Annotated in this window: 26 protein-coding genes and 2 pseudogenes; 17 read left to right on the forward strand and 11 right to left on the reverse strand. The window is 71.6% G+C overall.

Translation table 11 applies throughout. The annotated features are described in order from the left end of the window. Positions 1-110: 110 nt before the first annotated feature. Positions 111-586 (reverse strand): annotated as a pseudogene (locus tag OG819_RS12415) (molybdopterin-dependent oxidoreductase). A gap of 175 nt (positions 587-761) precedes the next feature. Between OG819_RS12415 and modA the strand changes: the two are divergent. The 3 genes from modA to OG819_RS12430 are packed head-to-tail and all read left to right on the forward strand — an operon-like array spanning position 762 to position 3,543. Beyond that, the gene (modA, locus tag OG819_RS12420; RefSeq protein WP_266649402.1) at positions 762-1,598 is read left to right on the forward strand and encodes a molybdate ABC transporter substrate-binding protein; all 837 of its coding nucleotides are present in this window, start codon (positions 762-764) and stop codon (positions 1,596-1,598) included. Continuing rightward, on the forward strand, positions 1,595-2,461 hold the full coding sequence (modB, locus tag OG819_RS12425) for a molybdate ABC transporter permease subunit (RefSeq protein WP_266649404.1): 867 nt from the start codon (positions 1,595-1,597) through the stop codon (positions 2,459-2,461). Before modA ends, modB begins: the two co-directional genes overlap by 4 nt. Next, entirely contained in the window at positions 2,458-3,543 is a 1,086-nt protein-coding gene (locus tag OG819_RS12430; protein WP_266649406.1) for an ABC transporter ATP-binding protein, read from the forward strand. The genes modB and OG819_RS12430 overlap by 4 nt, the downstream gene beginning before the upstream one ends. Before the next feature lie 43 nt (positions 3,544-3,586). On the opposite strand, the gene OG819_RS12435 is transcribed toward OG819_RS12430, so the two are convergent. Next, a complete protein-coding gene (locus OG819_RS12435) occupies positions 3,587-4,597 on the reverse strand; it encodes an FkbM family methyltransferase (RefSeq protein ID WP_266649408.1) in 1,011 nt (336 codons plus the stop codon). A gap of 69 nt (positions 4,598-4,666) precedes the next feature. Between OG819_RS12435 and OG819_RS12440 the strand changes: the two genes are divergently transcribed. The 3 genes from OG819_RS12440 to OG819_RS12450 all read left to right on the forward strand — a co-directional run bounded on the left by OG819_RS12440 (position 4,667) and on the right by OG819_RS12450 (position 6,678). Then, positions 4,667-5,131, forward strand: coding sequence for a cupin domain-containing protein (locus tag OG819_RS12440; protein WP_266649410.1), 465 nt, complete (start codon positions 4,667-4,669; stop codon positions 5,129-5,131). Positions 5,132-5,327: 196 nt separating this feature from the next. Further along, positions 5,328-5,750 carry an ATP-binding protein gene (locus tag OG819_RS12445; RefSeq protein WP_266626676.1) on the forward strand — a complete coding sequence of 141 codons (423 nt, stop codon included), beginning with the start codon at positions 5,328-5,330 and terminating at the stop codon, positions 5,748-5,750. 85 nt (positions 5,751-5,835) lie between these two features. Next, positions 5,836-6,678: a hypothetical protein gene (locus OG819_RS12450; RefSeq protein WP_266649411.1), complete on the forward strand. Its 843-nt coding sequence runs from the start codon at positions 5,836-5,838 to the stop codon at positions 6,676-6,678. Positions 6,679-6,740: 62 nt separating this feature from the next. Here OG819_RS12450 and OG819_RS12455 read toward each other — a convergent pair whose 3' ends face one another. Together OG819_RS12455 and OG819_RS12460 are read right to left on the reverse strand one after the other, a co-directional pair. Continuing rightward, positions 6,741-7,019: an SCO5918 family protein gene (locus OG819_RS12455; RefSeq protein WP_266649413.1), complete on the reverse strand. Its 279-nt coding sequence runs from the start codon at positions 7,017-7,019 to the stop codon at positions 6,741-6,743. A 245-nt stretch (positions 7,020-7,264) separates the two neighbouring features. Continuing rightward, a complete protein-coding gene (locus OG819_RS12460) occupies positions 7,265-7,468 on the reverse strand; it encodes a cold-shock protein (protein WP_010986199.1) in 204 nt (67 codons plus the stop codon). A gap of 392 nt (positions 7,469-7,860) precedes the next feature. Between OG819_RS12460 and OG819_RS12465 the strand changes: the two genes are divergently transcribed. Then, positions 7,861-8,844: a hypothetical protein gene (locus tag OG819_RS12465; protein WP_266649415.1), complete on the forward strand. Its 984-nt coding sequence runs from the start codon at positions 7,861-7,863 to the stop codon at positions 8,842-8,844. A 40-nt stretch (positions 8,845-8,884) separates the two neighbouring features. On the opposite strand, the gene OG819_RS12470 is transcribed toward OG819_RS12465, so the two are convergent. Then, positions 8,885-9,364 carry a MarR family winged helix-turn-helix transcriptional regulator gene (locus OG819_RS12470; RefSeq protein ID WP_266649416.1) on the reverse strand — a complete coding sequence of 160 codons (480 nt, stop codon included), beginning with the start codon at positions 9,362-9,364 and terminating at the stop codon, positions 8,885-8,887. Positions 9,365-9,427: 63 nt separating this feature from the next. On the opposite strand from OG819_RS12470, the gene OG819_RS12475 reads away from it, so the two are divergent. Next, the gene (locus OG819_RS12475; protein ID WP_266649417.1) at positions 9,428-10,276 is read left to right on the forward strand and encodes an alpha/beta fold hydrolase; all 849 of its coding nucleotides are present in this window, start codon (positions 9,428-9,430) and stop codon (positions 10,274-10,276) included. Here the strand turns inward: OG819_RS12475 and OG819_RS12480 are convergent. Continuing rightward, the gene (locus OG819_RS12480) at positions 10,225-10,995 is read right to left on the reverse strand and encodes a L,D-transpeptidase (RefSeq protein WP_266649419.1); all 771 of its coding nucleotides are present in this window, start codon (positions 10,993-10,995) and stop codon (positions 10,225-10,227) included. The two genes, OG819_RS12475 and OG819_RS12480, sit on opposite strands and share 52 nt — an antisense overlap. A 145-nt stretch (positions 10,996-11,140) precedes the next feature. Then, positions 11,141-11,605, reverse strand: a pseudogene (locus OG819_RS12485) (SigE family RNA polymerase sigma factor); the annotation flags it as partial. A gap of 134 nt (positions 11,606-11,739) precedes the next feature. On the opposite strand from OG819_RS12485, the gene OG819_RS12490 reads away from it, so the two are divergent. From OG819_RS12490 to OG819_RS12520, 7 genes are all read left to right on the forward strand, one after another. Continuing rightward, positions 11,740-12,678 carry a L,D-transpeptidase gene (locus OG819_RS12490; protein WP_266649421.1) on the forward strand — a complete coding sequence of 313 codons (939 nt, stop codon included), beginning with the start codon at positions 11,740-11,742 and terminating at the stop codon, positions 12,676-12,678. Beyond that, positions 12,675-13,256 carry a SigE family RNA polymerase sigma factor gene (locus tag OG819_RS12495; RefSeq protein ID WP_266626661.1) on the forward strand — a complete coding sequence of 194 codons (582 nt, stop codon included), beginning with the start codon at positions 12,675-12,677 and terminating at the stop codon, positions 13,254-13,256. The genes OG819_RS12490 and OG819_RS12495 overlap by 4 nt, the downstream gene beginning before the upstream one ends. Then, positions 13,253-13,963, forward strand: a complete 711-nt coding sequence (locus OG819_RS12500; RefSeq protein WP_266649422.1) for a hypothetical protein — start codon at positions 13,253-13,255, stop codon at positions 13,961-13,963. The genes OG819_RS12495 and OG819_RS12500 overlap by 4 nt, the downstream gene beginning before the upstream one ends. Further along, the gene (locus OG819_RS12505; protein WP_266649423.1) at positions 13,960-15,798 is read left to right on the forward strand and encodes a transglycosylase domain-containing protein; all 1,839 of its coding nucleotides are present in this window, start codon (positions 13,960-13,962) and stop codon (positions 15,796-15,798) included. Before OG819_RS12500 ends, OG819_RS12505 begins: the two co-directional genes overlap by 4 nt. Beyond that, positions 15,795-16,016, forward strand: coding sequence for a hypothetical protein (locus tag OG819_RS12510; protein ID WP_168493761.1), 222 nt, complete (start codon positions 15,795-15,797; stop codon positions 16,014-16,016). Before OG819_RS12505 ends, OG819_RS12510 begins: the two co-directional genes overlap by 4 nt. Before the next feature lie 91 nt (positions 16,017-16,107). Beyond that, a complete protein-coding gene (locus OG819_RS12515; protein ID WP_266649425.1) occupies positions 16,108-17,946 on the forward strand; it encodes an alkyl sulfatase dimerization domain-containing protein in 1,839 nt (612 codons plus the stop codon). A gap of 46 nt (positions 17,947-17,992) precedes the next feature. Beyond that, positions 17,993-18,613: a GNAT family N-acetyltransferase gene (locus OG819_RS12520; protein ID WP_323139339.1), complete on the forward strand. Its 621-nt coding sequence runs from the start codon at positions 17,993-17,995 to the stop codon at positions 18,611-18,613. A 97-nt stretch (positions 18,614-18,710) separates the two neighbouring features. On the opposite strand, the gene OG819_RS12525 is transcribed toward OG819_RS12520, so the two are convergent. After that, complete coding sequence (locus tag OG819_RS12525) at positions 18,711-20,054, reverse strand: helix-turn-helix domain-containing protein (protein WP_266649426.1); 1,344 nt, start codon at positions 20,052-20,054, stop codon at positions 18,711-18,713. Positions 20,055-20,206: 152 nt separating this feature from the next. Between OG819_RS12525 and OG819_RS12530 the strand changes: the two genes are divergently transcribed. Next, a complete protein-coding gene (locus OG819_RS12530; RefSeq protein WP_266626651.1) occupies positions 20,207-20,368 on the forward strand; it encodes a hypothetical protein in 162 nt (53 codons plus the stop codon). A 54-nt stretch (positions 20,369-20,422) separates the two neighbouring features. Beyond that, entirely contained in the window at positions 20,423-21,676 is a 1,254-nt protein-coding gene (locus OG819_RS12535; RefSeq protein ID WP_266649427.1) for an amidohydrolase, read from the forward strand. Here the strand turns inward: OG819_RS12535 and OG819_RS12540 are convergent. The 3 genes from OG819_RS12540 to OG819_RS12550 form a co-directional block, all read right to left on the reverse strand. Beyond that, positions 21,654-21,803: a hypothetical protein gene (locus tag OG819_RS12540; protein WP_266649428.1), complete on the reverse strand. Its 150-nt coding sequence runs from the start codon at positions 21,801-21,803 to the stop codon at positions 21,654-21,656. The two genes, OG819_RS12535 and OG819_RS12540, sit on opposite strands and share 23 nt — an antisense overlap. Continuing rightward, complete coding sequence (locus OG819_RS12545) at positions 21,800-22,999, reverse strand: transposase (RefSeq protein WP_266649432.1); 1,200 nt, start codon at positions 22,997-22,999, stop codon at positions 21,800-21,802. The genes OG819_RS12540 and OG819_RS12545 overlap by 4 nt, the downstream gene beginning before the upstream one ends. Before the next feature lie 331 nt (positions 23,000-23,330). Next, entirely contained in the window at positions 23,331-23,462 is a 132-nt protein-coding gene (locus OG819_RS12550) for a hypothetical protein (RefSeq protein WP_266649434.1), read from the reverse strand. Positions 23,463-23,631: the final 169 nt, after the last annotated feature.

The raw sequence follows: 23,631 nt of genomic DNA on the forward strand, positions 1-23,631 counted from the left end.
AACTGCCCACTGCACAGCTCCCGTTCGACCGGGTCAGGTTCGCAGGCGCCCGGACGTCACATCCATGCCCTCCACAGCTTCCGCAGCCATGTCCGCTCCTTCCGCGGCTGCTACTTCCATGACGGGTAACGCCCGTCCACCCGGATCGCGTTGATGCCGCTGATGTGCCGGGCACCGCAGCGGTCCTGGGGCAGTACGAGCCGGGGCCCGCCCGGTCCAGCGGGGTGTCGTCGATGCCGACCGCGAGAAGGACCGGAGCGTGCGCGAAGTCCGGGTCGATCTCGGCCCAGGTGAGGAGCGCGTGATGGCCGTCCGCCCCGGTCACCGCGATGAGGAAGCGCAGCCGGTCCTTGCGGCGGGCGGGGTCGAAGCCCGGTCCGGCGTCGTACAGGACGTCGTGCAGCAGTGGCCCGTCGAAGCGATGGTGCTGTACGCCGCTGGTGGCGCACTCGAAGCTCACCCGGGTCCGGTGCTGGGGCCAGGCCAGCAGGTCGGGCACGGTCAGCCGGACCGAGCGGGCGAGGTCTCCGGTCAACGCGACCGACGCGAGCGAGTGAGCGGGCGGCTGAGTCAGGGACTGCCCCACTGGGCACCACCTCCCGCATATCCCTACCCAGGAGGCGGTCCCGTACAAACGCACATGCGTATATACAGGCGACGATTGTGCAGCTCATGCGATGTGACAGGAGACTTCCGGCTCGCATCTGCGGAAGTATGATCGGCGTAAGCATGCCTGAGGCTTCCGAGGGAGTAGACCCGTGATGACCCGATCCGCGCGCCGGACCCGCACCCGCACTCTGCGCGTGGCGGGCGCGGGTGCCGCCGCGCTGCTGGCCCTGAGTGCCTGCTCGTCCTCCGACTCCGACTCCTCCTCCAACTCCTCCCAGAAGTCGGACACCTCGGCCTCCTCCTCGCCGAAGCTCTCCGGCACGGTGACCGTCTTCGCCGCCGCCTCGCTCAAGGAGAGCTTCACGACCCTGGGCGAGGAGTTCGAGAAGGCCAACCCGGGCACGAAGGTCGCCTTCAACTTCGCCGGCAGCGACGCGCTCGCAGCCAGCATCACCGGGGGCGCCCCGGCCGACGTGTTCGCCGCGGCCAGCCCCAAGACGATGGCGATCGTGACGGACAAGAAGGACGCCGCGACCACGCCCGCGACCTTCGTGCGCAACCAGCTGGAGATCGCGACCCTGCCCGGCAACCCCGACAAGGTCGCCTCCCTGAAGGACCTCACGAAGTCCGGCCTCAAGGTCGTACTCTGCGACAAGACGGTGCCGTGCGGCGCCGCCGCGCTGAAGACGCTGGACGCGAGCAAGCTGAAGCTCACCCCGGTCTCCTACGAACAGGACGTCAAGAGCGCCCTGACGAAGGTGGAGCTGAAGGAGGCCGACGCCGCCGTCGTCTACAAGACCGACGTGAAGGCGGCGGGTGACCAGGTGGAGGGCGTGGAGTTCCCCGAGTCGGCCAAGGCCATCAACGAATACCCGATCGCCCTGCTCAAGGACGCGCCCAACGCGGAGGCGGCGAAGGCGTTCATCGCGCTCGTGCAGTCCGCCGAGGGCCAGAAGGTGCTCACCGCCGCGGGGTTCCTGCAGCCGTGACCGAGCTGGACGCCTCCGACGCCGCGACCGACACCCTCGCCGGTGGGCCGCTGCGCCGGCGCGTCCGGACGGCCGGCCGGCCGGCCGGGGTCCCGCTCCCCCTCCTCCTCCCCGCCCTGGTCGGCCTGGCCTTCCTCCTCCTCCCGCTGATCGCCCTCCTCGTACGGGCCCCCTGGCGGGATCTCCCCGACCAGCTGACCAGTAGGGAGGTCTGGCAGGCGCTCCAGCTGTCCCTGGTCTGCGCCACGGCGGCGACCGCGGTGAGCCTGGTGCTGGGCGTGCCACTGGCCTGGCTCCTCGCCCGTACGGACTTCCCCGGCCGGGGCTTCGTACGGGCCCTGGTGACGCTGCCCCTCGTGCTGCCCCCCGTGGTGGGCGGTGTGGCGCTGCTGCTGGCGCTCGGGCGCAACGGCGTCGTCGGGCAGTGGCTGGACTCGCGGTTCGGGATCACGCTGCCGTTCACCACGGCGGGCGTCGTCGTCGCGGAGGCGTTCGTGGCGATGCCGTTCCTGGTCATCAGCGTGGAGGGCACGCTCCGGGCGGCCGATCCGCGCTACGAGGAGGCCGCCGCGACGCTCGGAGCCTCCCGGTTCACCGCGTTCCGGCGGGTCACCCTGCCGTTGATCGCGCCCGGGATCGCCGCGGGTGCCGTACTGGCGTGGGCGCGGGCGCTGGGCGAGTTCGGGGCGACGATCACCTTCGCGGGCAACTTCCCCGGCCGCACCCAGACCATGCCGCTCGCCGTCTACCTGGCCCTCCAGAACGACCCGGCCGCCGCGATCGCCCTGAGCCTGGTCCTGCTGGCGGTGTCGATCGCGGTCCTGGCGGGCCTCAGGGACCGCTGGACGGCGGCGCCGTCATGACGGACCCGACGCTCCCCCCGGGCAAGCCCCCCGCCTCCGACAAGGGCCTCGACGCCCACCTGGTCGTCCACCGCGACGCCTTCCGTCTCGACGTCGCCCTGGCCGCCGCGCCCGGTGACGTCGTCGCGCTGCTCGGGCCGAACGGGGCGGGCAAGAGCACCGCGCTGCGGGCACTGGCGGGGCTCACACCGTTGTCCGACGGCGGGCGGATCCGACTGGATGGCGCGGACCTGGGGCGCACTCCGCCCGAGGCGCGCCCGGTCGGCGTCGTCTTCCAGGACTATCTGCTCTTCCCGCACCTGTCCGCCCTGGACAACGTGGCGTTCGGGCCGCGCTGCCAGGGCGTACCGAAGGCGGCCGCGCGGGAGCGGGCCGCGCAGTGGCTGGACCGGATGGGGCTGGCCGAGCACGCGGCCGCCAAACCGCGCCGGCTGTCCGGCGGACAGGCCCAGCGCGTCGCACTCGCCCGCGCGCTGGCCACCCACCCCCGGCTGCTCCTGCTCGACGAGCCGCTCGCCGCGCTGGACGCCCGCACCCGCCTCGACGTGCGCTCCCAACTCCGGCGCCATCTCGGCGACTTCGAGGCCGTCGCCGTCCTCGTGACGCACGATCCGCTGGACGCGATGGTGCTCGCCGACCGGCTGGTCGTCGTCGAGCACGGCCGGGTGGTCCAGGAGGGCACGCCGTCGGACATCGCCCGCCACCCGCGCACGGACTACATCGCCCAGCTCGTCGGCCTCAACCTCTACCGCGGCGCGGCCGAGGGCCACACCGTACGACTGGACGAAGGTCCCGCGATCACCACGACCGAGGATCTGGCCGGTCCCGTCTTCGTGGCGTTCCCGCCCGGCGCCGTCACGCTGTACCGCGAGCGCCCGACCGGCTCCAGCGCGCGCAACCTGTGGCGGTGCGAGGTCGCGGGCCTGGAGACGCACGGCGACCAGATCCGCGCGGACCTCACCGGTGAGCTCGCGCTCGCCGCGGACCTGACGACGGTCGCGGCGGCGGAGCTCGACCTGCACACCGGGGCGCCGGTCTGGGCGACGGTGAAGGCCGCCCAGACACACGCGTATCCGGCCTGACGAGGAGTGACCGGGAGAGACCACGAGGGGTCACTCCTCCCGGTCACTCCGCCTTGGGTACGGCCTCCGCGCGGACCATCACACAGTCGAACTCGACGACCCGGCCGGTGCTCTCCTCACGCGTCACCGGGTACATGCCCGAGACCTCGAACCCGCTGCCCTCGTACGTGGCGATCGACTCGCTCATCCGGGGGCTGCCCTCGTAGAGCCGCAGGGCCGCGACCTCCGACTGCATGCCCACGAAGTCCGCGATCCGCTCCCCGGCCCCCGCGAACACCTCCAGGTCGTAGCCCTGGGTGTCCATCTTCAAATACGGCCGGGGGTCGGCGATGCCGTCGAGCGCCTTCTCCAGCATCCCGTCGAGGCGCCGGATCTCGATCTCCTCGGTGTTGGTCTTCGCGAACCGGAGGTAGCGGTCCTTGCCGTAGTCGCTGGGCGGGAGCAGGGAGTTCATGGTGTTCCAGCCCACGTGGATGGACTGCGCGGAGTCCTCACGGCCGAGCCCCACGTTGTACACCCACCAGTTGTCGTCCTTCTTGGCGGCGCGCTCCAGCTTCTCGAAGGCGTCCTTGGTGGGCTCGAAGGAGACGATCCGGCCGGCGTAGCCGAGCTTGCGCAGCCGTCGTCCGTACTGGCCGGCGTTGGCGCCCACGTCGAAGACGCAGTTGACCTGGTACTTCTCCAACAGGGCAGTAACGTGCTGGGTACACAGATACTCGGCGGCGGCAAGCTGGAAACGGCGTTCGTCGGCTGCCGACGCCGTCTCGTCGACCAGCAGCCGTCCACCGGACTCACCGAAGGAGACGCTGCCCCAGACGTCACCGGGCGACGAAGGCTCCCGGGCGACCACCCACATGTCAGCCTTCGCCTCCGCGCCCACTGGCGTGACCACGTACTCTCCGCTGCCGCGGGCGATCAGATCGGCCGCGCGCCCCACGGGGACACGGGTGCGTTTGCCGCGCCGGTAGACCACCGCCGCACCCGAACCGAGATCAAGAACCCGCACCCCGATCCGGGGCAGCAGACCGAGCATTCTTCTGTAAAGGGTCGGCATCCCCACACCCTTTCAGACTCCTGTGAGACACGGGAGTGGTCGGAGAACTTTCGAGCGGAAGGACGGCGAGTGAACACGAGCACCGATCCGGAGAAGCCGGCGACGGCCGCCGCACTGGGTATGCGAAGGCATCCCGAGGGCGGCTGGTTCGTGGAGACGTGGCGGGCGGCGCGGGACTTCCACCCCGACGGCTACCCGGGTCCCCGGGCCGCCGCCACCGCCATCTACTTCCTCCTGTCCCCCGGCGAGACCAGCGCCTGGCACACGGTCCGCTCCGACGAACTGTGGCTGTGGCACCGCGGCGGCCCCCTCGACCTCCTCCTCCTCGGCGGCGACGGCGAAGCCCCGGACGGGGAGCCGACGGTCCTGCGTCTGGGCCCCGCACTGGAAAGCGGCGAACGCCCGCAGGCCCTGGTCCCCGGCCACGTCTGGCAGTCCGCCCGCCCGGCCGGCGATCAAGAGGTCCTGGTCAGCTGCGTGGTGGCCCCCGGCTTCGACTACGCGGATTTCCGCCTCCTCGGCAACGGGCCGTGAACCGACGGCAACCCTGCCGTGAACCACCACCAACTCTGTACATCCTTGGCGGCTTTGTGACCTCTGCCGCTGGTTGCCGATCGCCGGGGACGGGCATCACCCGGGGGCAGGGCCGCGCACCGTTTCGCGCGGGGCCCGGTCGGCGGGGGTCCGGCCGCCGGGTACCGGTTGTCCTGGGAGGGGAAGTGAGGTTGTCATGCGTGCGCAGCAGCGCGCCGCCCGACTGACCGCTCGCGTGGAGTACACGCTGCCGCGCGCGGCCGTTTCAGCAGGCAGGGCCCGCCGGTTGACCTCGGCGTTCCTGACCCGTCCGCGTCCGCGGACGGCGGCGCCGACCGCCGACCAGGTCGACGACGCCACGCTCATCGCGTCGGAGCTCGTCGCCAACGCCGTCCGGCACGGCCGCACCGGCTGCCGGCTGCGGCTGCAGTTGGGCCACGGCGGCGAGGTGACCGTCGAGGTTCACGACGACAGCCCCGGCCGCCCCCGGGTGGGCCTGGTGGACATCGACGCCGAAAGCGGCCGCGGCCTCGCGATGGTCCAGCACCTCGCCCACCGTCTGGAAGTCGTCGACACGGGCATCGGCGGCAAGACGGTCCGAGCGATCCTGGCGGTGTGACCCCGCCTCACCCGGGAGGGTGACACGGGGCGGGCTGTCCAGCGGAGTCGACCGGTGGAGGGCCCGCTCGCAGGTAGAGACAAGCATGCGCTTCTCTCCTCACAAGCCTCATCTGCCGCACAAGAAGATCTGGGTGCCTGCGGTCGCGGCCACGACGGCGCTGGCGGGCACCCTGACCGCCCTCCTGCTCCTGCTCTCCGGCAGCGGAGAGGCACCCCCGCACCCGGTCTCGGCGGACGAGGCGCAGCGCATGGCACTGGCCCGCTGGCGCGCGTACGAGGCGAGTCCTTCGGAGGTGACGGTGCGGCTGCCCGCGGCGGAGACGGGGGACGGGACGATCACGGTGCGCGGGGTGGTCGACCACCATGTGCACCGGGCGGTGGGCGCGTACGAGATCGCCGACGGCACCCGGACCCTGCAGGGCCTGCTCGCCTGGGATTCGGAGGGCGTCGCCGTGGCCCGCCCCCCGGCTGCCGCGCCCGGCGCGGAGCCCGGCCGAGCGACTACCAGGCCGCCCGCCCCGGACATCGTGACGACGGCCGCGCAGGCCGTCCGCAGGGCCGCCACCCTCAAGCGCGGGGAGTGGACCCGCCGCCCCTACTCCACGGCGCCCTTGGACCGAGCCCTGCGCCTGGTGCTGTCGGTGGCCGCCGACCACCCCGCCGACGCCGAACTCCTCGCCCGTTCGGGCCCGTTGTGGCTGCGTGACGAACGCCTGGACGGCCACGGTTACGGCGTTTTCGCCGGCCCCCGCCCGAGCGCCTCCGCGACCCCCACCGACGCCTCCGCCCTCACCTACTGGATCGACACCGACGGCAACCTCCGCCGCGTCACCGACCGGATGTCCCCGGGCCGCTACGCGACGGTGGATTTCGTGGCGGCGAGGGTGCGGACGGGCGTCCCCGGCGCCCCGTGGATGAAAGGCTGAGGAGACTTTTCTCGACTGCGCAGGCCGGAGAAAAAGGCGTGAATGCTGGGCCGAACGGGGTGTTACGCGGTCTCGGCCCAGCTGGGAACGGCGGCGCGGGCCGGGGTGGCGGCCGGGCGGCAGACGAAGCCCAGACGGGTGAGGGCCCGAGCCACCTCGAGCTCGGTGAAGTCACGACGGTCCTGCTTGGTGATGACCTCCCCGACCTGCTTCACGGGGTAGGTGTGCGGGCCGATGACCACGGACGCGCTAGTGACGGGTTCGGGCTCGACGTCCGCCATCGAGCGCTCGACCTCGCTCTTGATGAGGTCGAAGGGGAAACGGGCGATCACACAACGCATGGTGTCTCCGCGGGTGAAGTTTCACGGCGCCGGAAGGTGGGCACAGCAGACCGGAAAGTGGGCACGACGGCCAGAAAATTCGCCGGAAATTCAATCCGGAACAACCAGGAACGACCGGGGCTGAACCAGGGCCGAACCGGAAGGAAGAAAAAAAGCAGGTGGCCGGGGCCCGCACCTCGTGGTGCAGGTCCCGGCCACCTGTAAGCGTCGGCCGACTCAGAAGTCAGGCGTCAGCGGGTCCCGGACTAGGCGGGGACGATGTTCTCCGCCTGCGGGCCCTTCTGGCCCTGCGTGACGTCGAAGGTCACCTTCTGGCCTTCCTGGAGCTCACGGAAGCCCTGGGTGGCGATGTTCGAGTAGTGGGCGAAGACGTCGGCGCCGCCGCCGTCCTGCTCGATGAAGCCGAAGCCCTTTTCCGCGTTGAACCACTTCACGGTGCCAGTAGCCATGTCAAATCTCCTTCGGGGCAAAGCTCGAGGACCCACACTGTGCGGGTCCGCGTCGCCGCAATGATTGCCCCATCCGGAAAAAATCCCGGATAATTCAGAAGCGACCGACCGGTACGGACCGGAAAGTGCGCTCCAAGACTTTGGGAACCACAACTGCAACTGATATCGACACTAGCACGTGCGGCACCCGGAGGGCGGCGCACTATCTCACCCCACCCCGGGGAATAAAAAAAACCGCCCGGACGGCGGCCCATTTTCTATCCCGGCCATGACAGATATTCCCCTCGAGGCCCGGCCGCTCACCCGGACGGCCCGGTGCGCTGGTGGGCCGCCCGCCCCGGTGGTGGCGTGGGAGCGACACCCGCGCGTCCGCCCCCCAGGAGGCCTCCGCCATGAAGGTTCCGAACGGCCCGACCGGCCCGTACCGTCTCCTCGTCCGTGCCCTGACCGCGGGCGTCCTGGTGTCGGCGTCCGCGTGCTCGTTGCACGGCATCAAGAGGCAGGCGGACGCTCCGTCCGTCATACCGCCCGCCTCCTCCATCGCCCCGTCCCTCACCGCCGCCCAGGCCTCGGCCGCGCTGATCACCCAGGGCGAGCTGGGCGGTCGCTGGTCCGCCACGCAGGGCGGAGCGACCTGGCGGGACGGGCTCCTCAAGGGCAGGACGGACACACCGGACTGTCAGCGACTGCTCGACGGCCTGTACGCCGAGGATCTGCTGGGCGAGCCGAAGGGACCCCGGGCCGTCGTGGGCCTCGACGCGATCGACAACGCGGCCCAACTGCGCTACCAGGTCGCCTCGTACGCCGCCCCTTCGGAAGTGGACGCCAAGCTGGCCTGGTTGCGGACGCTGCCCGCGAAGTGCGCGCAGTTCACGTCCACGGACGTGCGGGGCGGGCGGCTCAACGTGACGGTCGTGCCCGCTGTGTTGCCCGGGGTGGGTGACGCGCGGGAGGGTCTTCGACTGACGATGAGCGGTCAGCCGTCGGTTGACAGCCGTGACACTTCCGGCGGGGGATCGGTCCTGACGCTGGACTTCGCCGCCGTGCGGGTCGGGGACCGGGCGGTCTCCCTCACCAACGGCGGGCTCAGCGGGGCGGCGCAGGACTCCACCCAGCAGGCCGTCCAACTCGGCACGCAACGCCTCCAGAACGTGCTGGCGGGCCGGCCCCCGACCACCGCGCCGACCGACATCCCCACCGACACGCCCGTCCAGACTCCTGCCGACCCGCCGACCCACAGGCCCGCCCAGCCCCCTGCCGACCCACCGACCTACACGCCCGCCCAGACCCCCACCGACACTCCAGCCGAAACCCTCACCGAAGGCACCGACACCGCCGGCCTCACCGACACCGTCGACACCGCCCAAGAGGGCTGAACCCAGGGACGGGCACCGGACTTGACCCGTCGGACAGGCCCTAGGGAAGCGTGTCTGCGCGGACTCCCATCCGGCGCAACAGGGCCAGCAGTGTGGCCCGTTCCTCCTCGTCCAGCGGGGCGAAGGACGCGCCGAGCACCTCGCGCGCGACCTCACCGCCCGCCTCCAGGATCCGTTCGCCCGCCTCGGTGAGGTGGTGCTCGATCCGGCGTCCGCGGCCGGGCCGGCGTTCTACGAGGTGCTGGGCGGCGAGCCGGCTCGCGAGCGTGCCGAAGGACTGGTCGCCCTGGAAGGTCGCCAGCGCCAGTTCGTGCGCGGAGGCGCCTGGCGATCGGGCGATGGCGCGCAGCGCGTCCCACTGGGCGAGGGTCGTACCGACTTGCGCGAGCCGGGTGTCGAGCGCCCGGTGGTGCCGGTACTGCGCCTCCTTCACCGCCCGCCCCAGCACTTCGAGGTCGACCGGACCCACGCGCACCCGGCCCACCCGCTCCCGCTCCACGTTCCCCTGTTCCACCGTCATGCCTCGATTCTAATCCCGTATCTACGCTTGCGTATATACGTATGCGTAGATACAGTCTGGCGCATGGCCGACACCGAAGCACGCACCGTGACACGCACCGTCCACATCCGCCCCGACCTCCCCCTCACCCTCACCGAGAGCGGCCCGGCCGACGGCCGGATCGCGCTCGTTCTGCACGGGGGTGGCGGGCCTGCCACCGTGCGGTCCATCGCCGCGCACCTCTCCGAGCGGATGCGGGTCGTCCTGCCGACACACCCGGGCTGGAACGGGGCCGAGCGGCCCGACTGGTTCACCGGCGTGGACGACCTCGCCCTCGCCTATCTGCAGTGGCTCAAGGACGAGGGCCACCGCGACGTCCTCGTCGTCGGCTCCTCGCTCGGCGGCTGGACCGCCGCCGAGATGGCCGTCCGCGACGACGGCGACCGCATCACCGGCCTCGCGCTCGTCAACTCCGCCGGGGTGGACGTGCCCGGCGAGCCGGTCCGCGACGTCTTCGCCCTCGACCCGGGGGAGATCAGCACGTACTCCTTCCACGACCCGGCCCGCTTCGGCGTGAACCCCGCGACCCTCACCGAGGACCAGATCACGGCCCAGAAGGCCAACATGGTGACCATGCGGACGCTGTGCGGGGACCCGTACATGCACGATCCGAAGCTGCTGAACCGCCTCGGGCGCGTCCAGGTCCCGGCCCTCGTGCTGTGGGGGGAGAGCGACCGCATCGTGACGCCCGCGTACGGGCGGGCCTTCGCGGCGGCGTTCGCCGACGCGCGGTTCGTCACCGTGCCCGAGGCCGGTCATCTGCCCCACATCGAGCAGCCCGCCAGGAGCTTCGCCGCGCTCGACGCCTACCTCGACGACATCTACCCGGCCGGTACGGCCGCCACCGACGGCACGGGCGTGCCGACGGTCTGACCGGGCGAGGCCGCCGTGCCACCGACGCCGCCCGGCAGGACCGAGCCGTCGCTCGCCGACGGATCCAGGCCCGTCGCGGTCGGGGTGGCCGACGCGCCCTCGATCTCGATCGCCGCGCCCGGCGCCAACTGCTCGTACAGCCACTGCGCGTCCGCGCGGCGCAGGCCGATCCAGCCGCTCGTGACGTCGTAGCTCCCGGGGGCCTTCTCGTCGCTCGTGAGGGCTCCGATGACGTTCGTCGTGCCGTCGGCGGCGCGCAGACCGATCGCCCAGGCCACCTTCTCCACGTACTTGCCCGAGAACATGGGCACCGCCTTCGCCTCCTCCTTCGTGACGACCGTCATCCGTCCCGTCGCCGTGGGGTAGTGGACGGAACCGGAGGAGATCGGCAGTTCGCGGCCCGCGACCGTCAGCACGCGCCGCGCGAGGTCGACGGTGGCGACGGGTCCGGCGGGGGTGCGGGTCGGGGCGGGTGTGCTGGGCGGGGCGGTGGGGCTCGCGGCCGGGGAGGGGCGGTCCTCGCGGTCGCCGCCGGTGAGGTTCAGGGCCACGATCAGGGCCAGGCTCGCGGCGGCGCAGGCACCGGCGACGGTCACGGCGGTCCGTCGAAAACGCCGGCGGCGTACGGCCCGCAGCCGGATCTCGGCGCCGGACAGCGACGGGGGTGTCTCGGCGTCCTGGGCCAACTCGCGCAGGCCGGAGGCGAGTTCATCGGACACGGTCGTCCTCCCTCTTCCCCTCGTCCGTCGGGTTCAGCGAGTGCGCGGAGCCCGGCGAGTCCGGGGAGCCCGCAAAACCCGCGGACGGTTTCCCCCTGTCCGCGCTCTTCTTCCCCCCGCCGGCGGTCTCCCACTCGTCCGCCGTCGCCAGCGTCTGCGCCAGCGCCGCCCGGCCGCGGGACAGCCGGGCCTTGACCGTGCCCACGGGGGCACCGGTTTCGGAGGCTACCTGCTCGACACTGAGGTCGCACAGATGGTGCAGGACCACTGCCATCCGCTGCGCCTCGGGCAGCGTGCGCAACGCGGCGACCAGCGCGGTGCGTTCGGGGTCGGGGCCCGGCGTGTGCTCGGGTGGCGGGGTGCGGCGGACGAGTTCGAGCCAGCGGCGCGCACGGCGCCAGCGGCTCACCGCGAGCCGCATCGCCACGGTCCGTATCCACGCCTCGGGTGCCCCTTCGGCGAGGAACTCCCGGCGCCGGTCCCAGGCGCGGACGAACGCCTCCTGGACGACGTCCTGCGCCTCGCCGTGGTCCCCGGTGAACGCGTAGAGCTGCCCGGTCAGCCGGGGGAACGCGGCGGCGTAGAACGCGTCGAACTCTTCCTCGGTCATGCCCCCCGTATCTTCCTCGGTCGTGCCCTCGCCGGAGACTTCGGAATTTCCGCCGCCCCGTGCAACCCGGCGGTCCGTGCCGTGCGTACAGGTCCCGTACGCCGCACATCGAAACACACCGCAGGGGGATCAGGATGACCAGCAGAGCCAGAAGCCGTCGCCTCGCGGCGAGTTGGACGGCGGCCGCCGTGTGCGCGCTCGCGCTCGCCGGCTGCTCGAAGGGGTCGGTGACGGGGAGCGCGGGCACCGAGGTGGACGCGGCGGCGAAGCCGAAGGCGACGGTCGATCAGAAGCGGACCCCGGGGCCCGTCACGGCCAAGCCCCTCGCGAAACTGACCGGCGCGCACATCAACATCGCCGACGGGCAGACCGTGGGCGTCGGCATGCCGATATCCGTCACCTTCGACCACGCGATACCGGCCGGTGAACGGGCCGAGGTGGAACGGCAGTTGAAGGTCGACGTCGATGTCGAGGGCTCCTGGAGCTGGGTGAAGGACCGCGATCTGCTCGAAGGGCAGCGGGTGGACTTCCGGCCGCGCGCGTACTGGAGCCCGGGCACCGAGGTCACCGTCCGGGCGGGCTCGGGCATCACCCGGCACTTCACCGTGGGCCGCTCGCTCGTCGCCGTCGTGAACGTGCGCACGCACCGGATGAAGGTCGTCAAGGACGGGCAGACGCGGATCGTCCCGATCACCGCGGGCGCCCCGGGCATGGACACCTGGAACGGCACGATGGTCGTCTCCGACAAGGCGGCCAAGGTCTTCATGAACTCGCGGACCGTCGGCTACGGCGACGCCTACGCGGGCTATTACTACTACGCCGTCCACCTCACCACCTCCGGGACCTACCTCCACCAGAACCCGAAGGCCAATACGTACGCCGGGCACCAGAACGTCACCCACGGATGCGTCGGACTCGCGACGGACGGCACCGCCAAGAAGTTCTACGACGAGGTCATCCCCGGCGACGTCGTCACCGTCGTCGGCTCCAAGGACACGGTGGCCGTGGGCAACGGCTACGGCGACTGGAACGCGGACTGGGCCCGGTGGCGGGCCGGCAGCGCGCTGAGGTGAGGCAGCGCGCTGAAGTGAGGAACGGCGAGTTCGTCCCGTACGCCACCACGGCCTGGCCCCGACTGGTCCGCGCCGCGCATCTGCTCACCGGGGACCTCGACGAGGCCGAGGATCTCGTCAGGACCGCGCTGGCCCGGGTCCGTGCCCGCTGGCGGCGCATCCCGCGCGACGACATCGACTTCTACGTACGGCGTTCGCTGGTCAGAACCCACCTCGGCCGGGCGCGCAGGACACGCGCCGCGCGTCTGCTGACACCGTTGCTGCCCGCGCGGGCGCGCCGGGCCGTGCCGGTCGCCGCGCGGACCGCCGACCGGCGGGACGCGCTCGGCAGGGCGCTGGCCGCGCTGCCCGCGCGGCAGCGGGCCGTGGTGGTGCTGCGCCACGGGGAGGGCCTGAGCGAGGCCGAGATCGCGCAGCTGCTCGGCTGTTCGGCCGGCACGGTCAAGGCGCACGCCCGGCGCGGTCTGGCGGCCCTGCGCGTCCATCCGTCTCTCGCCGCCCGCCTCGCCGCCTCGACCGCCCCCTCCGTCGCCCCGTCCCCCGCTCGCCGACACCCCGTCTCCGGAGCCCGCTCATGAAACGTCACCGCAAGTTCCCGCGCCCGTCGGCCGAGGCCGAGCGGCTGCGCGAGGTGTTCACCGAAGCCGCCTACGACGTCACTCCCTCGGCCGTACCGCTGGCCGCCATCGAGCGCGCGGGCCTGCGGCGCAAGCGGCGCCGTACGGCCGCGGTGGCGGGGTCCGCGTGCGCCCTGCTGGTGGTCCCGCTGGCCGTGGTCGCACTGCGCGAGGCCGTGTCCTCGGGGGCGGGAGACGAGCGCGCGGCGTCCCCCTCCGGTCTGCCCATGACCACGGTGCGGGTCGTGACCGCCGGCGAACGGGTCGAGGTCGCGCACGGCATCAAGATCTGGCTCACCGAGGACGGGGAGCACTGGTCCTCGCCCGCCGGCTCCGGACCGCGGTTCACCAGCGTAAAAGCCGGTGCCACCGACCCGAGCGAGCCCGGCGTCACCGTCCGGCAGGAGGGTGCGGGCGACCTGGGGTACTTCCTCTCCGGCCTCTACCGCGGCGAGAACGAGGCGGCGCGGGTCGAGGTCGGGACCACCTCGGGCCAGATCGCGGGCACGGCCCTCACCCTCGCGGGCGACCCGCACTGGGGAGTCTGGTACGCGATGGTGAACACGACGAAGTCGATCGCCCCCGGCACGTCCGTCGATGTGACCAGGAGAATCACGGTGTACGACTCGGCGGGCGGGGTGATCGCGAGCACGGGGGCCGCCCGGTGAACGGCGCGAACATGGACATGGACATGAACACGGACGGCGGCAACGGGCGGCACGGCGCCGGTGGGCGTGGCCGGGTCGTGGCGGGCCTGCGCCGCAGGCTCGTCAGGCGGCGGATCCGCATCCGTCGCACCCGCGGGCGCCGGCTGCGCCGCGCGATCGTCGTACTGCTCACCGTCCTCGCGAACCTCGTCGGCGCGGCCGTGGTGGCGTACCACCTGACGAAGATCCCCGAGCCGCACCCGGAGACGGCGATGCAGAGCACGGTCTTCGTCGACGACCACGGCGACTACCTGGGCCGGCGCGGCCCCGTGGACCGGCAGGAGATCCCGCTCTCGCAGGTCCCCCGGTATGTGCGGGAGGCGGTGATCGCGGCGGAGAACCGGTCCTTCCGCACGGACACCGGGATATCCCCGAAGGCGATCGGCCGCGCGGCCTGGTCGACGGTGAGCGGGGGCGGCCGGCAGGGCGGCTCCACGATCACCCAGCAGTACGTCAAGAACGCCCTGCTCAGCCCGGAGCAGTCGCTGTCCCGCAAGGCGCGCGAGGCCCTGATCGCGATCAAGCTGGACCGCACCCGTTCGAAGGACGAGATCCTGCGGGGCTACCTCAACACCGTGTACTTCGGCCGGGGCGCGGCCGGCATCCAGTCCGCCGCACGGAACTACTTCGGCGTCGACGCCGAGGACCTCACGGTGAGCCAGGGCGCCGCGCTCGCGTCCGTCATCAACATTCCCTCGTACTACGAGAAGGCAGGCTCCGATCCGAAGGTGACGGCCAAGCTCGTGGACCGCTGGCAGTGGGTGCTGGACGCGATGGCGCACAGTGGCGCGATCACGTCCGCACAGCGTGCCGCGGCCCGTTTCCCGGCCTTCCGTTTCTATCCGCCGGGCGACACGGACGGCCAGCGCCAGTACCTCATCGACGCGGCCGCCTCGGAGGCCGCCGACCGGCTCGGCATCACCGAGGACCAGCTCGCCCGCGGCGGCTACACGGTCCGTACGACCTTCGATCTCACGGCGCAGGACGCGACGGCGGAGCTGGCGGCCGACGGCGCCGAGAAGAAGACCCGTGAGCAGACGGCCGGGGCGGAGACAGCCGGGGAAAAAGCGGCCGAGGAGAAGGCGAGCGGGGTGACGAGGTCCCGGGCCAGGCCGGCCGGGGACGTCCGGGTCCACACGGCCGTGGTCGCGCTGGTCCCCGGGGACGGCGCGGTCCGGGTGCTGTACGGCGGCGCGGACTACGCCACTCAGCCCTTCAACGACGCGCGGGACGGAGCGGTGGAGGCGGGCACGGCGCTCCAGCCGTTCTCCGGCATGAAGCTGCTCGCTCCCCTCACGGGCCTTGCCCGTACCGCGGCCCCGACCCCGCTCCGGCTGGCCTCCGCGTACGCCACGGCGGCGGCGCACGGCGTCTACGCCACGCCGTACACGGTCGCGAAGATCACCCGGGCGGGCCGCACCCTCTACGAGGCCCACCCCCGCACCCGTACGGCCATGACACCCGACGGCGCGGGGCTGATCACCAAGCTCCTGTACGGCCGGTCGGGCGCTCCTGTGGCCACCCACACCGGCGCCGCGGGCCTGCGCACACTCTGGCAGACGGCCTACGACGAACACCTCACGCTCACCGTCGCTCTCTTCGCGGAACACCCGGCCAAGGGCAAGAAGGCGGCCCTGCCCGCACCCCTCCCGTACACGGCGGAGAGCCGTTCGCTGTTCGTGTCCGAGGGCGTCTGGTCCAAGATCGTCGGCACCGCCGAAGGCCACGATCCGGCTGCGGAACCAAATCCGGGGCTTCCAACCGGCCAAACAAAGCCCATACTGGCTACACGATGACGAAACCCTCCGCGCCCCGGCGCCACCTGCCCACCAGCCCCTTCGCCGCCCCGGTCGTCCCCGTGGCCAAGGAATTCAGCCTCGGAGACCGGGTCACCCACGACCAGTTCGGCCTGGGCACGATCATCGGTGTCGAAGAGGGCATCGCCATGCTCGTCGACTTCGGCTCCCGCCAGGCCCGCATCCTCAGCCCCTACAGCCGGATGGACCGGCTCTGACGCACGTCACGAGCACGCACCTCGCGACCGCGCACGTCACAAACGGCCCACTCCACTAGCCGCTCACCGCTCGTCGGCAGAGGCTGGACGTATGACCGTCCCGGCGCGTGATGACCTTCCCTTCGACGATCTCACGGACTTCGAGAACGCCGATCGGGGGTTCATCGCGTCGTTGGAGCCGCCCGTGATCATCGACGGCGAGGGACGGATCGTGTACGACGGGAACGCGTACGCGTTCCTGGACGAGGACTGCCCCGACACCGCGCACCCCAGCCTGTGGCGGCAGTCACGGCTGTGCGCGCGCCACGGCCTGTACGAGGTCACCGAGGGCGTGTACCAGGTACGCGGCCTCGACCTCTCGAACATGACCCTCGTCGAGGGCAGGCGCGGCGTGATCGTGATCGACCCGCTGATCTCGGCGGAGTGCGCCGCGGCCGCCCTCGGGCTCTACCACGAGCACCGGGGTCCACGCCCCGTGACCGGGCTCGTCTACACCCATTCCCACGTCGACCACTTCGGCGGCGCCCGCGGTGTGGTGCCGCGCGGCAGCGAGAGCGGGCTGCCCGTGCTCGCGCCCGCGGGGTTCCTGGAGCACGCGGTCAGCGAGAGCGTCTTCGCGGGCAACGCGATGCTGCGACGGTCCGCGTTCATGTACGGCTCCCGCCTGCCCAGGGCGCCGCGCGGCCAGATCGGTACCGGGCTCGGCACCATCACCTCCACCGGCACCGTCACCCTCGTCGCCCCGAACGTGGACATCACCCGGACGGGCCAGGAGGAGACCGTCGACGGTGTGCGGTTCGTCTTCCAGCTCACGCCCGACACCGAGGCGCCCGCCGAGATGAACTTCCTGCTCCCCGAGCAGCGCGCCCTGTGCGTGGCCGAGAACGCCAGCCACACCCTGCACAACGTGCTCACCCTGCGCGGGGCCCCGGTCCGCGACGCGCACCTGTGGGCCCGCTATCTCGACGAGACGATCGACGTGTTCGGTGACACCTACGACGTGGCGTTCGCCTCCCACCACTGGCCGATCTGGGGCCGGGCAAACGTCGTCAGGTTCCTCGGCGAACAGCGGGACCTGTACGCCTACTTGCACGATCAGACCCTCCGCATGCTCAACCGGGGCCTGACCGGCACCGAGATCGCCGAGGAGCTGCTGCTGCCGCCCGCCCTGGAGAAGGCCTGGCACGCCCGCGGCTACTACGGCTCGGTCAGCCACAACGTCAAGGCCGTCTACCAGCGGTACATGGGCTGGTACGACGGCAACCCCGCCCACCTCTGGGAGCATCCGCCGGTCGAACTCGGGCGGAGGTACGTGGAGTTGGCGGGCGGCCAGACGGAGACCCTGATCAAGGCGCGGGCGTACATCGACTCCGGTGACCTGCGGTTCGCCGCCACCCTCCTCAACCACCTGGTGTTCGCCGACCCGTCGAACAACGCCGCCAAGGACACGCTCGCGGGCGTCTACGAACGGCTCGGGTACGGCGCGGAGAACGGGACCTGGCGCAACGCCTACCTCACGGCCGCCCTGGAACTGCGTGCGGGCACCGCCGACATCCCGGTCGACACCACGAGCCCCGAACTGACGTCCGCGCTCACCGTGAGCATGCTCCTCGACTCGCTCGCCGTCCGTATCGAGGGCCCCCGCGCCTGGCACGAACACCTCACCCTTGACCTCGTCGTCATCGACGAACAGCGCCGCCACCGCGTCAACCTCCACAACGGCGCCCTCACCCATCGCGCCATGCCGATCCACCACACCCCGAAGCCGCACGCGGACCTGACCCTGACCCTCACCCGACCGGAACTGCTCGGGGTCGTGTCGGGGCAGGGCCTCGCGGGCATCGAGTCGGACGGCGACACGACCGTGCTGGCCCGGCTGCTCTCGTACGTCTCGGAGCCCGACAAGGCCTTCTCGATCGTGACGCCGTAGGAAAACCGTTCGACACGTCCGGCTCCCCCCGATGAGGATCCGCGCTGTGACAGACAACGCCGCAGAACCCAACGCCGGACGCCCCGCCCCGGTCCTCCCCGCCGGCCCGAAGGCGGTGCGCTTCGTCGAACTGTCGAGCACGGCCATGACCGCCCTGCTGGACTCCGACCTCGACCGGGCCAGTGTCGAGGCGGGGGCCGACCTCACGGAGTACTTCCTCACCGACAGCGCGCGGTTCGTCTGGGGGCACCGCGTCGCACAGCTGGCCGCGGACCCCGCCTGCGCGGGGTGGATCACGCAGGCCGTGATCTCCGAACCGGAGGGTGCGGTCGTCGGCTACGCCGGGTTCCACGGGCTGCCGGACGAGGCGGGCATGGTGGAGATCGGCTACGCCGTGGACCCCGGCCACCGCCGACAGGGCTACGCCCGGGCGATTCTGGCCGCGTTGATGCGGCGGGCCGCCGTCGAGGCGCGGGTCCGGACCGTGCGGGTGTCGATCAGCCCGGAGAACGCCGCGTCCCTGGCCACGATCGGCGGGTTCGGCTTCGTGGAGGTCGGCGAACAGTGGGACGAGGACGACGGCCTCGAAACCATCTTCGAGATCCCCGCCTCCGAGATACCCGTCCCCTCCCAGGGGGCTGCGCCCCCACACCCCCCATCGGCCTGAACGGCCTCGCCCTCAAACGCCGGACGGGCTGAATGAAGCGGGCCGGGGTGGGGCTTTCAGGGGCGCGGGGAACCGCGCGACCGGCCCCACCGGCCCGCTACAGCGGGGGCTGGGCCGGGGCCGGACCCAGGGTGGTGGTGCCGGGGGCCGTGCGGTGGCCGAGGCCCGTGCGGTAGGCGTCGAGGGCCGCTTCCACCCGTCCCGTCCGCCGCAGCAGGTCCCCGAGGAGCCGGCACAGGTCGGCGAGATCCCCCGCCGCCCCGGCCCGCTCGAGAAGACTCAGCGCCCGCACGTAGTGCTCCTCGGCGGACTCCGTGTCCCGGGCGTCCTCGGCGATGATGCCGAGCAGCCGGTGCGCGCCTGCCGAGTGCACGGCGCCGCGCTCGGGGCTGAGGTCACCGAGCACCTCGTGGAGGAGGGTGGCGGCCTCGGCCGACTTCCCGCGCCGGTGCAGTACGTCCGCGAGCTCCACGTTGACCTGGCTGGTGTAGAGCGCGGCGCGCTTCGCGGAGAGCATGACCTGCGCCTCCCGCAACTCGCTCTCCGCCCGCTCCAGTTCACCGTTCTGGGCGTACAAGTAGCCGCGCATCCAGTGACAGTTGGCGAGCTCGGTACGGATCTGGAGCTGGCGGTAGAGCTCGGAGGCCTTGGCGAGGGAGGCGTCGGCCTCGGCGATCCGACCCTCGGCGATCATCGTGCGGGCGACGGAGCGGTGCATCCGGGCGACCAGGGCCGGATCGCCGACCTGGGGCGCGAGGGCGAGCGCGAACTCCGCCGCCTGTGCGGCCCGCGCATGCGCGCCCATGTCCATGTACGGGGCGATGACCCCCGTGTAGAGGAGCAGCAGCGCGTCCGGGTCGTGCATTCCGGTGCGGTTGAGCTCGTCGAGGGTGGACTCGAACAGGTAGCAGGAGTAACGGAGTTCACCGGCGAGGTAGTGGGACACCGCCCGGCCGCGCAGGGCGGGTACCCGGTTGGGGAGGGGCGCGTCGCCGAGGCGCTGTTCCGAGGCCTCGAAGCGCTCCCGCGCGGTCTGCAGGTCCCCGGTCTCCAGGGCGCACTCGCCGAGCCCGAGCAGCGCCGCGGCCTGCTCGGCGACGAGCCCGTGCGTGTCCGCCTCCGCGAGGAGCGCGCCGTACTGTTCCGCCGCGACCTCGGCCTCGCCGGTGGCGAGTGTGCGCTGGGCGTCGGTGAGCCGCAGCCGCAGGCCGGTGGCGAGGTGGGCGGGGCGCCCGGTCGCTATCTCCTCGTACGCCACGCCGAGCCGCTCGGCGATGTGCCGCAGCGCGGGCTCGGAGGCCCGCACCCGCCCGGCCTCCAGAGTGGAGATGTACGCGGGCGTGTACGCCGGTTCCGCCAACTGCTTCTGCGTCAAACCGCGTTCCGTACGCAACTGCTGAACCCTGCGCCCGATGACCTCCGGGCCGTCACGCTCCGCCATGGGTTAAGCATGCCATTAACCCGACTTACACTCGGCCAACTTTTGACTATTGTCCAACTCCCCTTGCGCCCCTTGCTCTTTGATGCTTCGAGCCTCTACGTTAAGCGGCGGATTAAGCCTGCTTAATACGCCGCTGTTGTTGCGAGGTCGCCATGCTCCGACGTATTTCCGCGCGCTACTTCAGAGGGTTCGGTGCTGCCGTCGTCGCGGTCGCCGCCCTGGTCCTGGCAGCGAACGCCGGTCCCGCCCGGGCGGCCGAACCCACCGCCGCGCCGCTCCAGCACCACACCGGCCACCCGGGGATCCCGCGGTAGACCGGTCGCCGACGGGAACTCCCCCGTCCCGTCGGCGGCCCTTACCCTTGGCCCGTGATCTCGCCTGCCGCACAAACCGCGTTGGACCTCACCGCCGACCTCCCGGTTGCCGACCTGGAGGACTTCTACCGGGACCTGCACCGGCACCCGGAGCTGTCGATGCGCGAACACCGGACGGCCGCCGCGCTCGCCGACCGGCTGCGCACTTCCGGGTTCGACACGGTCACCGGAGTCGGCGGCACCGGAGTCGTCGGGGTCCTGCACAACGGGCCCGGGCCGACCGTGCTGCTGCGCGCCGACATGGACGCACTGCCGGTGCGGGAGGAGACGGGGCTGCCGTACGCCTCCCAGGCACCCGGTGTGATGCACGCCTGCGGGCACGATCTGCACGTCACCTGGCTGGCGGGCGCGGCCCGGGCGCTCGCCGCCGGACGCGACACCTGGTCGGGCACCCTCCTCGTGCTCGGACAGCCCGCCGAGGAGACCGGCGAGGGCGCGGCGGCGATGGTCGCGGACGGGCTGTACGAGAGGTTCCCGCGGCCGGACGTCCTGCTCGCCCAGCACGCGGCCCCCGGACCCACCGGGCTCTACGCCCACTCGCCCGGCCTGATCATGTCCGCCTCCACCGACATCGACATCGTCGTGCACGGGCGGGGCGGGCACGGTTCGCGGCCGGAGTCGACCGTCGATCCGGTCGTCACCGCCGCGTACCTGGTGACCCGGCTGCAGACCGTCGTCAGCCGGGAGATCGCGGCGCGCGAGTCGGCCGTACTGACCGTGGGACGGATCGAGGCGGGCACCCGGCACAACATCATCCCCTCCGAGGCCCGGATCGCCCTCAACATCCGTACGCAGTCGGACGAGGTCCGTGAGCGGATGATCGCGGCGATCCGGCGGATCGCGGCGGGCGAGTGCCTGGCCGCCGGCTGCCCGCGCGAGCCCGAGGTCGTCGTCGGCAACAGCTTCCCGGTCACCGTCAACGACCCGGAGACCGACCGCAGGGTCGCTGCCGTGCACGGCGAGGTCTTCGGCGCCGGGACCATACTCGACCCGGGCCCCGCGATGGGCAGCGAGGACTTCCCCCGGCTCGCGGACGGGAAGATCCCGTACTCCTACTGGTTCGTGACCAGCACCCCGGCCGAGGTGTGGAACGCGGCGCCGGGCGACGACCTCATGGAGAAGTTCGCGGCTGTGCCCAGCAACCACAGCCCGCACTTCGCGCCCGACCTCGCGACGCTCGTGCCGGGGGTGCGGACCCTGGTGTCGGGGGCGCTCGCCCATCTCGTCAGCCCGGAAGAGCCTTCCTGAGCTCCTTGTCCAGGTCGGCGGCAAGCTCCGCGTCGCCCGGCGGGTCGTCGGTGAACAGCCTGCCCAGCTCGGTGGCGAACGTCTGGTTGAATCCTCCCCTCCCTGATGGAGGGGATTCCTGGCTCACGCTGCCTGGCGGACCTGTGGTCCGTCGGGTCTTGTGCGATCGGCACCAGCCGGGTTGAAACCAGCCCGGACGAGCATCACACGCGCGGAGTTCTTGTCCCTGGGACTCGATGCTCCGCACGCGGTGCAGGTGTAGGTACGTTCCGACAGCGGCAGTGCGTGCTTGGCTCTCGCTCCGCACCTTCCGCAGTCCATGGTGGTGTGCGCCGGGTGCACCAAGTGCACGATCCGGCCGTGCTTGCGCGCCATCTGCGTGAGCGCGGTCTTCGTCGCCCCGATCGCCGCGTCGGCGGCCTTGCGGGCCATGGTCGACTTCGCCAAGAACTTCGGCTTGAAGTCCTCCACCGCCAGCTCATCGAAGTCCCGGGTCACGCGTTTCGCCCACTTGCGGGCCGTGTCCTGGCGCTGCCGGGCAATCTTCTTGTGGGCCTTGGCGGCCTTTCGTTTCGCCTCCCGGTATCCCTTGGAGGCCGTCTGCCCACGCTTGGGTTTGCGGCGGGCCATCATCTGCTGGCAGCCGCGCAACCGGGCGGCGCTCTTCCGCCCGTGCTGGGGATGGGGGAGATCGTGCGCGTCACTGGTGGTGGTCGCGATCTCCTTCACCCCCCAGTCGATCCCGATGCTGCGATCCGTCCCGGGCAACGGCTGGAGTTCGGTGGCGACGACAAAGGAGGCGTACCAGTGCCCGAGGCTGTCGCGGTAGATGCGGACCGAGGACGGCGCAACGGGCAGCGGGCGGGACCACACGACGATCAGCGTGATCCGCCCGGCCAGATACAGCTGCCCGTCTTTCAGTCGGAAACCGCGCCGGGTGTAGTTCAGACTTGGCTCGGCGAGGTCCTTCTTCTTGAACCGGGGCATCCCAGCCCGCTGACACACCGGCAACCGGGCCGCGATGTCCTTGGCCGCCTTGCCGCGGGACTTAGCGAAGTCCCGGACGATCTGCTGCTGAGGCACACAGCTTCCCTCACCGAGCCAACCGTGCTCGGCTCGCCAGCCGGTCAGCAGCCTGTCCAGCAGGGCAGGTCCGCACTTCTCCTTGGCCTTGTGGGCGGCGCGGGAGCGGGCCACGCACTGGTTCCACACCCAGCGGCAGCGGTCCCACTCCTGCGACAGCGCGATGCGGGCAGTGGACGACAGACGCAGACGGTAGGTATACCGGGCGGGCTCGGTCGCCCCACCCTTTCCTGCCGCCACACCCCCACCCCCTTGGATCCCGTCATCCCGTCATACCGTCATCGTGGCGCCGTGGCTCAACCCTCTATCCGGATACCCGAAGGGCCCCGAACTGCCGACACCCCGGATCGCCATCTTTGGTCGAACCGCCCACACCTCACACCGTAGTGCGAAGAGCGAACAAGTCTTCCCGAGGGCTTCCCGGTTCAGCCCCACCAGCGATCACCGGTACACACGTTCGCCACGCCCGGCTGCGGCGGATGGCGTTAGGGGCGCTCCGCGCCCGAGGAGACAAGTGCAGCGACGCTCGGCGTCGTACACCCCGGATGCGATTCCGCCCGTACGGGCGTGCTCAGGACGCCGTCGTCGCGCGGATGCGGTCGGCGCTCTCACCGGAGGGCGAGGCGGCTCCTGGCGTCTTCGCCACACCGCTCGTCACGTCGTCGGCCGTGTACGCGGACTCCCGGGTGGCCGCGAATCCCACGTCGAGCAGTCATGACTCACCATCACCGGAGTTGACGCCCGGGAAGGCTCTCGACAAGGGGCGGGAAGACACACCCACCGCGCTCCTGAGACCCCTGTGCCCCCCTGTTGTCAGTGGCATGACTTACCCTTCACTCACTCGCCACACATGGCTCACAGGTCACACGCAT

Source organism: Streptomyces sp. NBC_01549 (assembly GCF_026339955.1).
GTDB lineage: Bacteria > Actinomycetota > Actinomycetes > Streptomycetales > Streptomycetaceae > Streptomyces.